Raw genomic sequence first — 12,295 nt, 5'->3', positions numbered from 1 at the left:
GAGCAGATGAAGACATCGCAGGCAGAAATCGTGCGGGAATACGGCCCGTTCGAGGGCGCGCGCAATATCGGCGGCGTCACCTATGACGGCAGCAGGGTCTGGTTTGCCGCCGGCGAGAGCCTGCGGGCGCTCGACCCGGCAAGCGGAGCGGAACTTGCCGCCATCGATATCGCCGCCCATGCCGGCACCGCCTTCGACGGGCGCTACATCTTCCAGATCGCCGAAGACAAGATCCGCAAGATCGACCCTGAAACCGGCGCCGTGCTCGCCACCATCCCGGCCCCCGGCAAGGGTGCCGATTCCGGCATGGCCTGGTGCGAGGGCAGCCTCTGGGTCGGCCAGTACCGCGAAAACTGCATCCACGAGATCGACCCGGAAACGGGCGCGATCCTGCGCACCATCCATTCCAGGCGCCATGTCACCGGCGTCACCTGGGTGGACGGCGAACTCTGGCACGCCACCTGGCAGGACGACAGGAGCGACATCAGGCGCATCGACCCGGCAACCGGCGAGGTGCTGGAACGGCTGGACATGCCCGAGGGCACCGGCGTTTCCGGGCTGGAAGCCGATGGCGGCGACCTCTTCTACGCCGGCGGCGGCGGCAGCGGCAAGGTGCGGGCCGTCAGGCGGCCGCGGTAAACCGGCGCGAAGGCTCCGCCCCGCCTCACCCCGGCACCCTGCCCCGGCAGGCCCAGGCGACGGAGGCGAAGGATCGCGGCCCGTCCGGCTCGCCGGCCTCGTAGGCCTGCCTGACGGCGGCATCGACCTTCGCGCGCATCGGCGCATCGAGCGCCGCCACATATTTGCCGAGCGGGCCTTCGCCGGCCGCGATCGGGTCCCAGTAATCGGCAAAGGAACTGTAATCCATGCGGATCGTCAGCGACGTCTCCTCGACATCGGCAAGGCCGCCGGCGGCAAAGCTCGCCTTCATTTCCCCCGGCCGCATCATCGGCTGGAACGAGTAGCGGTGGCGCATGGCCTGCGCATTGGCGTCGATCATGGCAACCGTATCCCACGTCATGCGCATGCAGGACATGCCGCCGTAATGGTCCCAGACGGCGGCGGCAACCGTGCCGCCCGGACGCACGACGCGGGCCATCTCGGCCACCGCCTTGCCGGCCTCCGGCACGAAATGCAGCACGAGCAGGCAGAGCGCCCGGTCGAAGCTTGCATCCGCAAAGGGCAGCGCGCAGGCATCCGCCTGCCGGATCGTGACGCGCGGGTCCCGGTTGCGCCGGCTTGCCGCCTCCACGAAGACAGGCGAAAAATCGATGGCCGAAATCGCCTTCAGGCCGGCATGCCCGGCGAGCGCGAAGGTCAGGCTTCCCGTGCCGCAGCCGACGTCGAGAACGCTTTCGCCATCGCCGAGCCCGGCAAAATCGATGAAACCGGGCGCGAGCCTCCTGCTCCAGCGCCCCATCAGCTGCTCGTAACCCTCGGCACTTCCGACATTGAAACTCGACGGCATCGCAGTCTCTCCCTTCGAACGGGACAATGTCTGGCCCGAGTTTAGGACCGCCCGACCGGCGCCGCAAGCTTTCGCTGGCTGGAGCATTTGCCGGCGAGGCTCCGGTTTCGACGGCGGACTGCGCAAAGCAGGTCGCGCTGCAGACCGGACTGGCGCAGGCTATGGAATTTCGCGGCAGAATCTCATATCGACAACTCAAGATGGTATCGCGCGCATGTTTGCAATCGCACGACACCCGGATAATTAACTTGCCGATTTGTACCTTATACGGTACAAGGAGTTCCGATGAAGCGCATCACAGCGAGGTTCTTCGTGACCGAGGAAGGCGCTGAACCGGTTAAGGACTGGCTTCTGTCGCTCGACAAGGACGATCGCCGCACAGTTGGAGCCGACATCGCAACCGTTGAGTTCGGCTGGCCGGTCGGTATGCCGACCTGCAGGCCTATCTGTGATGGCGTCCGGGAAGTCCGATCCAGCATCAAGGGCAATACGGTTGAAGCCAGAACCTATTTCGGAATCGATGATGGCATCATGCTCTTGCTTCACGGCGAAGAAGGCAAGGATGGTCAACAGGAAGCGATCAAACTGGCAATCAAACGCTGGAAAGAGCATCAGGAACGGTCGAAACGCCGAAAGAAGTCGCAGAAGAGGAAAAACAAATGAGTGACCTGAATTCTTCCGTTGGCGGCACGCTTGAAGACTTCCTCGCAGAGCTCGGCGAAAAGGAAGAGGTCTATGGTGAGGCGATCAAGCGGGTTTTGACATGGCAGATCGAAGAAGCCCGGAAGGCACAATCGATCACCCAGTCGGAAATGGCCGCCAAAATGGGCACGAGCCGAACTCAGGTGAAAAGAGTGCTCGACCCTCGCAATGTGGCCGTTTCACTTGAAACACTCGACCGGGCTGCCCGTTCGGTGGGAAAAAGGCTAAAGGTTGAACTCGTCGACGCCTGAAAGAGCCTAGCCCAGAGATGAAGAGCCGGATCGCAGATCTGCGATCCAACGATGACGATCCGGTCACGCGGAAGCTCCGCCGCATGGACGACCATCTTCTGTCTGATGGCGGTTCCCGCATAATTGCGCACTGTTGCTGGAATTGCTCTTTGCCTCCACGCAATTCCGGACGCAAAACCGCTTCACACTTTTGCTGGAATTGCTTTTGCCTCCACGCAATTCCGGACGCAAAACCGCTTCACACTTTTGCTGGAATTGCTCTTTGCCTCCACGCAATTCCGGACGCAAAACCGGTTCCCACTTTTGCTGGAATTGCTTTAGTTCATGAAGACGATGGCGCCGTTCAGCGCCGCGGCATAGGCGACCCACAGGCCGTAGGGCACGAACAGCGCCGACGAGAGCCGGTCGCGTTTCCACGACAGGCCGATGAAGGCAAGGATGGTGAGCAGCAGCGGGATGATGACCATCAGCCCCAGGCCGGGCGAGCGCAGGCCGAAAAAGGCCGGCGACCAGGCGAAGTTCAGCACAAGCTGGGCGATCCATGCGGTCATGACGGGCGAGCGCGGGCTGCGCGCATAGCTGCGCGCCCCGGCAATGCCGACGAGGATGTAGAGCACCGTCCAGACCGGGCCGAACAGCCGCTCGGGCGGCGTGAACCAGGGCTTGGCGAGCGACTGGTACCATTCGTCCGGCAGGTTGATGAGGCCGACGAGCAGCCCGCCGCCGAGCGACAGCAGAATGAAGAGCAGATAGTGGTCGAACCGGTGCAAGAAAAACCCCGTCATGCGTGACGGTTGAAGTGGCGTCCTCCGGCCGGCCGTCAAGGGTGCCGCCGAACGGCGGCGGCACGGGACGGATGCGAAAAACGTCCTGCCGGGCGGCGTTCAGGCCGCGGCAAGCTGCTACCTGCCGCCGGGCTCGGACAGCTGCTGCATCACCCGGTCGAGATTGAAGCTGGCAGGCTTCTGCCGGATCGGAAACTCATCGAAGCTTTCGAGCCACCTTGCGGCAAAGGCCTGAGCGGGGACCTGCACGAATGCGCGCTCTGCCATCCACATGTCATATTGAATGGACTCGTCGCCGCGTTCGAACGGGTCCGCGCGGAGATTGAACAGCTTCGGCAGCCGAAGGTTGGTGAATTCGCCGCTCCATACGCCGATGCCGGTGTGGTCCTGCTCCTTGAAGACCATCTTCCAGTCCTGCAGGCGTATCGCCACCAGCTCGCCGTCGTCGTTCCAGTAGAGGAATTCGCGCCGGGGGGCGTCGTTCACCTCGCCTCTCAGAAATGGCATGAGGTTGTAGCCGTCCAGGTGGACCTTGAACGTTTTCGCACCGGCATTGTAACCGGCCTTCACCTTGCCGACGATATCGGCCTCGCCTGCCGCGGCGCAGAAAGTCGGGATCAGGTCGTAGTGGGAGAACATCTCGTTGTAGACCGTGCCGGGTTTTATGACGCCCGGCCAGCGGATCAAGGTCGGCACGCGGTAGCCGCCCTCCCAATTCGTGGCCTTTTCGCCCCGGAACGGCGTGTTGCCGCCATCCGGCCAGGTCATCGCCTCCGCGCCGTTGTCGGTCGTGTAGACCACGATCGTGTCTTGCGCCAGGCCGAGATCGTCGAGTTTCTTCAGCAATTGTCCGACGGTGCCGTCATGCTCCACCATTCCGTCGGGATAGAGCCCCTTGCCCGTCACGCCCTGGGACGCCGCTTTCAGATGCGTCCAGACATGCATGCGGGTGGAATTGAAATAGCAGAACCAGGGCTTGCCGCTGTTGCTCTGCCGCTCGATGAAATTCATGGCCGCATCGCAGAATTCCTGGTCCACGGTTTCCATGCGCTTTCTCGTCAGCGCGCCGGTATCCTCGATGCGGCCGTCGGCGAAGGAATGGATGACCCCGCGCGGGCCGAAGCGTTTGCGGAAGGCGGGGTCCTTCGGGTAGTCGGGATTTTCCGGCTCCTCCTCCGCATTGAGGTGGTAGAGATTGCCGAAGAACTCGTCGAAGCCGTGGTTGGTGGGCAGGAACTCGTCCTTGTCGCCCAGATGGTTCTTGCCGAACTGGCCCGTATTGTAGCCGAGCGATTTCATGAATTCGGCAACCGTCGGGTCTTCCGGCCGCAGCCCGACATCGGCGCCGGGCAGGCCGACCTTGGTGAGCCCGGTGCGGATCGGCGACTGGCCGGTGATGAAGGCGGCGCGGCCCGCCGTGCAGCTCTGCTCGCCGTACCAGTCGGTAAACAGCGCGCCCTCCGCGCCGATGCGGTCGATATTGGGCGTCTTGTAGCCCATCATGCCGCGATGGTAGATGCTCGGGTTGAACCAGCCGATATCGTCGCCCATGATGACGAGGATATTCGGCTTGCCGCCGGCCGCACCCGTCGCGGCCTGTTGCGCGCTCGCCGCCGGCGCGCTCGCCGAAACGGCAAGTGCCGCAAGCGCCAGCGAACTGCCGCCGAGCAGGATGTCGCGCCGGCGCACCGCGCCTGTCTCCTCCCTGCCGTCGTTGATGATTTCGTCCCTGCCGTCTTCGCTCATGGCGGTTCCTCCCTCGCCTCTTGCGGCCGTCCGGCCGGCACCCGAAGATGCGACTTGAGGGAGACAGCAAGACAGATCGTTCGCCCGGCCGGAAGTACGTTACCGTACGGAAGGCGTAAACGCCGTTGCCAAACGGCCCGGACTGGCGGAAGCTCTGCCTGCAACGGGGCATCACGGCCATGACGACAGCGGCGAGCGCAAGGCATCAGGCAAGGCCCGGCAGCGCCGGCATCTGCCGCGGCTGCTGGGACCAGATGCATATGCCGATCCCGATCGGCGGCCCGCTTTCGCTGCCGCTGCGCGCCTTCGGCATCACCCGGAGCAAGATGAACCCGGATATCTGCACGATCTGCGAGCGCTCCTTCCAATATGTGAAGAAAAAGCGCCACATCACCTCCGGCGCCACCATCCTCTTTGCCGATATCCGCGATTATACCGGCCTTTCCGAGCGCACGGACGCCGCCGAACTCGGCCGCATCGTCAGCCTCTTCCAGACCCGCGCGGCCGAGGCGATCTGGGCCAATGACGGCATCGTCAACAAGCAGATGGGCGACGGCCTGATGGCGATCTTCAACTTTCCGATCAGGCGCCAGGACCATGCCGCCGCCGCCATCCAGGCCGGCAGGGATATCCAGCGCTTCTGCGGCGAAGCGCTTGCCGAAATCGACCCCGGCCAGCCGCTCGGCATCGGCGTCGGCATCCATACGGGCGACGTGCAGATCGGCGAATTCTCAAGCTTCCACAGCGATTTCACCGCCATCGGCGGCGTCGTCAACCAGGCCGCAAGGCTGGAATCGCAGGCAGCGGCGGGCGAGATCGTGGTCTCGGCCGAGGCAGCCCGCCAGGCGCCGGCGCTGGTGGCCGGAAGCGAGCCGCGCATGCTTTCGCTGAAGGGCATCGGGCAGCCGGTGGAGGCACGGGTTCTGCGGGCGGGCTGAGCGCGCAAAGCATCGCATGCCCTGCCCGTCCCCTCGCTTGCGAATGCCTATTGCGGATAGGCCAGAACAGGCGAACCGGATTCCCACTCTTCCATCGTCCGAAGAGCAATCTCGATCAACCGCGGCTCGGCTATCTCCAATCCCTGTTCCCTGGCCCCATCGAGCAAAGGCCCGGCGCCGCCTGCCTTAGCTTGGCAAAGCTCACCAAGCCTGCTGCGTCGGCATCACGAATACTTCGGCAATATCCATGTGCGACGGCGATTGCAGCGCAAACAGCACCGTATCGGCAATATCCCCCGCCTTCAGAAACTCCATCTGCGTCTTCAGCTCCTCCATCTGCCGGCGCACGGCCGGGTCCGAGATCTGCTCGAGAAGCTCGGTCTCGACAGCACCCGGCTGTACGCAGGTGACGCGGATATTGTGCTTTTTGCCGAGTTCGATGCGCATGCCATCAGACAGCGCGGTAATGGCGTGCTTGGTCGCGCAATAGACCGTCAGGCCCGCAAAGACCTTGCGGCCGGCAATCGAGGAGGTGTTGACGATATGGCCGGATTTCGCGGCAATCATGTGCGGCAGCACGGCGGCGGTGGTGTGGAGCACGCCCTTGATATTGACGTCCACCATCCGGTGCCATTCCTCCACTTTCAGCGCATCGACATCCGAAAGCGGCATCAGGCCGGCATTGTTGAAGAGGATATCGATCGTGCCGAAGGCCGCAGCGAGCTTGGCGACGCCTGACGCCACCGAGGCGCTATCGACGACATCCATTTCGAGCGCAACCGCCTGCCCGCCATCCCGCTCGATCTCGGCAACCAGCGCTGCCAGCCGGTCTGCGCGCCGCGCCGCAAGCCCGACCTTGACGCCATTCTTCGCAAGCTTCAGCGCGGTCGCAGCGCCGATGCCGCTTGATGCGCCGGTGATGAGAGCCGTCTTTCCCTGGATTGACATGGTTTCATTCCCTTATCTGCCGCCCTTGGGACGGCTGGTTTCGACGGGAACAGGCTAGAAAGATCGCCGCGCGCCTTCGCTCGGCCGCTTGCTGAAACTGTCGGGGATTTGCTGTGAACGAGAGCCAGTCCGGCAACACCGGGCAGCGCCTCGCGCCCGCAATGGCCTAGCCGCGATAATCGCGCGGGCTGACACCAACCTGCCGGCGGAACACCTGCGCGAAATGGCTGGGGCTGGAATAGCCGAGATCGAGCGCGATCTGGATGATGCTTTCATCCGTTTCGCGCAACAGCCGCCGCGCCTCGGCCATCTTGAGCTGGATGAAATAATCCGATGGCGAAGAGCCGGTCGATTGCTTGAAGACGCGGGAAAAATGAAAGGCGCTGAGCTCGGCCGCAGCCGCGAGGCTTTCGAGACTGAAGGCCTGATCAAGCCCCGCCTCCATCATCCGCACCACCTTCTGCAGCTTGAAGGCCGGCAGCGCCCCGCGCCGGGCGGGCACCGCGCCATCGCGCTTGCCGTAGTGCCGCACCAGATGCACGGCGAGCGCCTGCGCAAGGCCCTGCACGACCATTTCGCTCGGCTCGGCCGCCTCCGTCAGCTCTTTTAGGACCATCCCCATCAACCCCGAAATCGCCTCGTCCCGTTCACCGGATACATCCGCCAGCCGAAACCGCTCCCCGCCCTCGCCGCCCAAGACCTCCGCTACCGCCCGCTGGTAGATCGGCAGCCCAAGATAGAGATGCATGACACAAAGCGCCTCACCCGCACTCGTCTCCCACCTCAGCTCATAGGGCGTCTCACTCTGCGTCAGATAAAAATCCCCCGCCGAAACCTCCACCGCCATCCACTCCCCGCCGATATCGCGCTCCTCGACGCGAGCCGAGCCGGAGACGATCCAGACCACAAGCGGCTCGGCAACGGCGGGTATGAGGAGATTGGTTTCGAGCGGTTGGTGGGAGAGAAGGTGGACGGAAATGGTGCTCCATGCCGGGCCGTGGCTGGTGGCCAAAAGGCGGGCGTGGATGCGCTGGCTCAGGGCTTCGGGGGTGGATTTATGGGGCATGGGTTGTCGATTTCGAAGATGAATGGGGCCGCATCGCCCTATACTCCTGAGAGGGCTTGCAGCTTCGCATCTATATAAGCCACCACCCCGGATTGTTTGTCGTTTTTCTAAAAGAGCGCACCTAGCAAGAACTCACGTTGCAAACCGTGCCCTATTGATGATACTCAACCAAGAGTTGGAGGGGCCGATGTTTGAGATTCAAGACAATGACTCGAGACTGCTGCAAAAGGCGATTAAAGACGGCCAAGCCGTCCTTCTTTTAGGCGCGGGAACTTCTGCTACATCTAAGAACGTCAAAAACGAGCCGGTGAAGCTCGGCGGAGCGCTAGCGAAAACCCTTACTGAAATGGCGGGATTACCATACTCGGGCGAAAAACTCCCTGAAGTACTGGAAGCCGTAATAGGTAGCAGAGTAAGCATTGACCAATTCCATAACCTTATTCGCCAAGAATACAGCCTTTTGCGTCCCTCCGAGGAACTGTCCGCACTTTTCCAGTACACTTGGAAGCGTGTTTACTCTTGGAATGTCGATGACGCCATTGAAAGCACCAAAAGCGGCGTACAAATTCGCAGATATATTAACGGACTTTCGGACAAAGTTTCCGCTTATGAGGGCGTTGAGAATGTTCAAGTAGTCCACCTGCACGGTGAAGCCGTTAAACCTGAGCATGGCTTCATTTTTTCACCTAAAGAATACAACGCCCGACTCAATGAAAATCGCCACGACTGGTATCGACAAGCGGCATCCGACTATGCTGCGCATGTGCCAATTTTCATTGGAAGCCGCATGGAAGAGCCCATTTTGTCCGCGGAACTGGACAGGGCGCGACCTTCCGCTGATTCCCGTCTTGGTGCGGCATTCCTAATAACGCCTGACGAGTTTACACCCCTCCAACTTGCCGGCTTTTCCGCAAAAAATATCATAGTTATAAAAGCGACACTTGCGGACTTCGTTGACTGGCTACGCAGGACAATCGGTCCACAGTTAACGCCCCTCGACGTTAGCAAAACGACAAACTCATTCGCGGTAGACCTTGCCACCCGGATCACTCCCACTCGCGCCGAGGTCGATACCGCGCAAACGATATTGCTTCACAGTTGGTCCGATACGAAAAGCAAAGCCGACAGTTTGCAAGGGTTGGCGCTCTCGCAGGCCGCTCGGTCTTTCCTGGAAGGCCAACCGCCAACTTGGAAGATAGCTGCAACAACTGTCCCTCTCTGGCTTTCACAGACCGACCACTTGTATCGAGCACTGACCGCAGCAATCACCGCCCACGACCGGATGTTTCTAGTTTACGGGCAGTCCGGCAGCGGGAAGACGACCGCGCTGCTTCAAGCACTCATCAAATTTATGCAAGAGCATGAGGCGCCGCCAATCTATGAGCTTAGGGGCGACGTCAAATCGTTGAAAGCCTCATTGGATCTAGTTCATAGATTACACAAAGATGACCACGCCGTCGTTTACATAGGCGATGCTTTTATCTTCAGCGACAGCATCGAAGAGGATGTTCTTTCAATCCCGCATGGCAATCTTACCCTGATCAGTAGCGCCCGAACAAATGAATGGCGGCAGCATATCGAACGTCGGATTGGTGATTTCTCTACCTCATTTGAGTTTCAGCGTTTCGTCCGCGCTGATCATCAGGGCTTGGTGGATCGGCTACTCCAATACGTACCGGCTCCGGCGTTTAGAAAATTGACGCCTCAAAAGCGACTGGAAAAGCTAGCCGAGTCCGATGACCAATTGCTAATTGCCCTCAAGGAAGCAACGGCTTCCGAAAGATTCACAAAAGTCATCACCGAAGAGTATGAAAATCTTCCGCATGAAGACTGCCGAAAACTATTCCTCATCGTCGGGCTAGCAACTATTGCTCGCACCGGCATTGCGAAGGGAGCGGCGCGGGAAGCTTACCAGCGGATAAGACAGACCCTTTCTTTTGAGGGGGCTCTGAAGCATCTTGAAGGTATCATATCGGTCAACCAATCCGATAGGTACGTCGCTCGGCATGAGATCTATGTCCGCCATATCATCGAAAACGTTGCCGACTTTGGTCAGCTTATTATGGCTGCGGTAGAGGTTCTCCAGTCTTATACAAAGTACAACCTACCTATCGTCAAAAATACCAGCCGTCTCGATGGCATTTTGTTTAAATTCATCTTGAATCATAATTTCCTAGGGGAAATATCTCGTCGTCGCAACGAGGTTGCGGAGGGCCTCAAAATCTACCAGACTTTCGAAGTCGATTTTCAGTTAGACGGTCACTTTTGGCTTCAGTATGGCCAATATCTCGCTATGTTCGGTGAGCTTGAAAGTGCGCTGCCCATTCTGGAAAAATCGATTGCGGCTTTTCCTGAGAATACTTATGCCGTACACGCCTTGGCCGACCTGCAGCTTAGAGTGGCTGCCCGCCGCCCCGAATATGATGCTGAGACCGTGCGCCTCTTAGGTAACGCATCTGCCACGCTTGAGAAATTGCACTCAAGCCAAGTTAGCGACGCTGACTACTACCCAATTGTCACTCTTGCCGAGAAACATGTAGGCGCACTCGTCAAGCATCGCCAACAAAATTCGGCAACTGAGGCAGCCCGCCGCTATTTTCGGATTATCTCTGATTTGCCGTATGCGAATGAGCCAATGACTAGAGCGAAAACGCGACTGGCGCAGCTCGTGACTCACGGCACGTGGGGTGATGAAGAAAACTCCTCCACGGAAAGAAAGTCGTCTAAATCATCCAAATCTCGGAGAAATCGCGAAAAATACCGGCGTGAAAGGTAACATCGTGGAGAAAACAAAAACGCAACCAACGCCTTTGCACTGCTTGAGTGGAGGTCCAACGAGACTGATAATAGTACAACAAAATCAAGAAAAATTTGACGACATCGGACCTCGCGCCTGTTATCGTTTTCAGCTAATTAATTGGCTCGCAGCCCCTTGAAGCAGCCTTAACCTGCCTCCCCTCACTCCCCCACCACCCCTCCAGCCTTCTTCCACGCATCAATCCCACCCTCAATATGGCACGCGCTCCCCACCCCGGCATCCTGCGCCGCCTGCACCGCCATCGCCGACCTCTCCCCGAACGCACAGTAAAACACCACCCTTTTCCCCGTCGCCACCGCCAGCTCATGCAGCATCCCGCCGGCTGAGAGGTTCTCCTGCAGGTCCGCATAGGGCGCATGCAGCGAGCCGGGGATGACCCCGTGCCGCTCCCGCTCGCTCCTCTCGCGCAGGTCCACTATGACAACATCGCTCCTTCCCCGCAGCGCCAGCGCCTCCTTCGCGCTCACCGCCCAGCCTTTTCGCGCAATCTCCTCCTGGTGCAGCCCGATATGGATATTGGCGGGCACGGCGACGTCCATCATCTTGGGGTTGGGCAGGTGCAGGTTGTTCATCAGCTCGACATATTCGTCGATCGATTTCACCTGCAGGCGCGGGTTGAAGCGTTTTTCCTCGCCGATGGTGGAGACCGTGTCGCCCTTGTAGTCGTGGGCGGGGAAGAGCAGCGTTTCCTCGGGCAGGCGCAAGAGCTTGTTGAAGATCGAGTCGTACTGGGCGCGCGGATCGCCGTTCTGGAAATCGGTGCGGCCGGTGCCGCGAATGAGCAGCGTGTCGCCGGTGAAGATGCGGTCGCCCATCAGGTAGGAATAGGAATCGTCCGTATGGCCGGGCGTATAGAGCACGTCGAGGCTCAGCCCCTCGATGGTGACGCGGTCGCCTTCGGCAACGCGCATGGCAACGACATCGGCCTTGGTCTGCTCGCCCATCACGGTGATGCAATGGGTCTGGTCGCGCAGCGCGCCGAGCCCGGTAATGTGGTCGGCATGCAGATGCGTGTCGACGGCCTTGACCAGCTTCAGGTCCAGCTCGCGCACGAGCTGCATGTAGCGCTCCACCTTTTCCAGCACGGGATCGATAATCAGCGCCTCGCCGCCGCGCCTTGAAGCGATGAGATAGGTATAGGTGCCGGAAACACTGTCGAAAAGCTGCCGGAAAATCATGGTCGCCTCCGCTGCCGGGCCTCTCCGTCTTCCCCCGGGTTGCAAACCGCATCGGACCCCGCACGCCGATGATAAGCTTGCGCCGGAAAAAGCGGAAGCAGCCGGCGGGCGCCGATCGCGGCTCCGCCTTCGCCCAATCGGAGTAGCTGACGCCGCGTAAGCTTCGCTTCCCCTTACGGCAGGCCCGGCCGCAAAGCGCAGGCCCGCGGGCGGCCGCGGTGCGGGCAGTTATAAATCCGCTCAAACACCCGTTTTTACTGTACGAAATTTATGCAAATGCCCGGCCGCAAAGTACCGCCGGGCATTTATTAAGCAATGCCTGAAATAATACGCCGCGATTTAAAAAGTGAAATTGCGAACGCGTCATTCCGGCCTACAATGCTCCACGCTGGATG

General features: G+C 60.3%; 11 protein-coding genes. 5 read left to right on the top strand and 6 right to left on the bottom strand.

Features of this window, described 5'->3' with window-relative positions:
* The first annotated feature begins 6 nt into the window (after nt 1–6).
* Nucleotides 7–639 carry a Vgb family protein gene (locus ACU8HS_RS19770; protein ID WP_377311646.1) on the top strand — a complete coding sequence of 211 codons (633 nt, stop codon included), beginning with the start codon at nt 7–9 and terminating at the stop codon, nt 637–639.
* Nucleotides 640–664: 25 nt separating this feature from the next.
* Here the strand turns inward: ACU8HS_RS19770 and ACU8HS_RS19765 are convergent, their stop codons facing one another.
* Nucleotides 665–1,468, bottom strand: coding sequence for a class I SAM-dependent methyltransferase (locus ACU8HS_RS19765; protein ID WP_447015024.1), 804 nt, complete (start codon nt 1,466–1,468; stop codon nt 665–667).
* A gap of 285 nt (nt 1,469–1,753) precedes the next feature.
* Here ACU8HS_RS19765 and ACU8HS_RS19760 point away from each other — a divergent pair, with 285 nt between their 5' ends.
* Both ACU8HS_RS19760 and ACU8HS_RS19755 read left to right on the top strand, forming a co-directional pair.
* Nucleotides 1,754–2,131 (top strand): type II toxin-antitoxin system RelE/ParE family toxin, encoded by a 378-nt coding sequence (locus tag ACU8HS_RS19760; protein ID WP_447015023.1) that lies wholly within the window; start codon nt 1,754–1,756, stop codon nt 2,129–2,131.
* Complete coding sequence (locus ACU8HS_RS19755; RefSeq protein WP_112564166.1) at nt 2,128–2,421, top strand: helix-turn-helix domain-containing protein; 294 nt, start codon at nt 2,128–2,130, stop codon at nt 2,419–2,421. The genes ACU8HS_RS19760 and ACU8HS_RS19755 overlap by 4 nt, the downstream gene beginning before the upstream one ends.
* A gap of 317 nt (nt 2,422–2,738) precedes the next feature.
* Here ACU8HS_RS19755 and ACU8HS_RS19750 read toward each other — a convergent pair whose 3' ends face one another.
* Together ACU8HS_RS19750 and ACU8HS_RS19745 are read right to left on the bottom strand one after the other, a co-directional pair.
* Entirely contained in the window at nt 2,739–3,191 is a 453-nt protein-coding gene (locus ACU8HS_RS19750) for a TspO/MBR family protein (protein WP_447015022.1), read from the bottom strand.
* Between the two features lie 132 nt (nt 3,192–3,323).
* Nucleotides 3,324–4,952, bottom strand: coding sequence for an arylsulfatase (locus ACU8HS_RS19745; RefSeq protein ID WP_447015021.1), 1,629 nt, complete (start codon nt 4,950–4,952; stop codon nt 3,324–3,326).
* Nucleotides 4,953–5,131: 179 nt separating this feature from the next.
* On the opposite strand from ACU8HS_RS19745, the gene ACU8HS_RS19740 reads away from it, so the two are divergent.
* On the top strand, nt 5,132–5,890 hold the full coding sequence (locus tag ACU8HS_RS19740; protein ID WP_447015020.1) for an adenylate/guanylate cyclase domain-containing protein: 759 nt from the start codon (nt 5,132–5,134) through the stop codon (nt 5,888–5,890).
* 201 nt (nt 5,891–6,091) lie between these two features.
* Here the strand turns inward: ACU8HS_RS19740 and ACU8HS_RS19735 are convergent, their stop codons facing one another.
* Together ACU8HS_RS19735 and ACU8HS_RS19730 are read right to left on the bottom strand one after the other, a co-directional pair.
* Complete coding sequence (locus ACU8HS_RS19735) at nt 6,092–6,838, bottom strand: SDR family oxidoreductase (protein WP_112759107.1); 747 nt, start codon at nt 6,836–6,838, stop codon at nt 6,092–6,094.
* A 166-nt stretch (nt 6,839–7,004) separates the two neighbouring features.
* On the bottom strand, nt 7,005–7,904 hold the full coding sequence (locus ACU8HS_RS19730) for a helix-turn-helix transcriptional regulator (RefSeq protein WP_447015019.1): 900 nt from the start codon (nt 7,902–7,904) through the stop codon (nt 7,005–7,007).
* 187 nt (nt 7,905–8,091) lie between these two features.
* On the opposite strand from ACU8HS_RS19730, the gene ACU8HS_RS19725 reads away from it, so the two are divergent.
* Nucleotides 8,092–10,680, top strand: a complete 2,589-nt coding sequence (locus ACU8HS_RS19725) for a P-loop NTPase (protein WP_447015018.1) — start codon at nt 8,092–8,094, stop codon at nt 10,678–10,680.
* A gap of 182 nt (nt 10,681–10,862) precedes the next feature.
* On the opposite strand, the gene ACU8HS_RS19720 is transcribed toward ACU8HS_RS19725, so the two are convergent.
* Nucleotides 10,863–11,900 carry an MBL fold metallo-hydrolase gene (locus tag ACU8HS_RS19720; protein ID WP_447015017.1) on the bottom strand — a complete coding sequence of 346 codons (1,038 nt, stop codon included), beginning with the start codon at nt 11,898–11,900 and terminating at the stop codon, nt 10,863–10,865.
* Between the last annotated feature and the right edge of the window lie 395 nt (nt 11,901–12,295).

It is taken from the genome of Rhizobium sp. KDH_Rht_773_N (genome assembly GCF_052946295.1).
The sequence above is the reverse complement of the archived record's forward strand: the minus strand, read 5'-3'. Positions and strand labels throughout refer to the sequence as shown.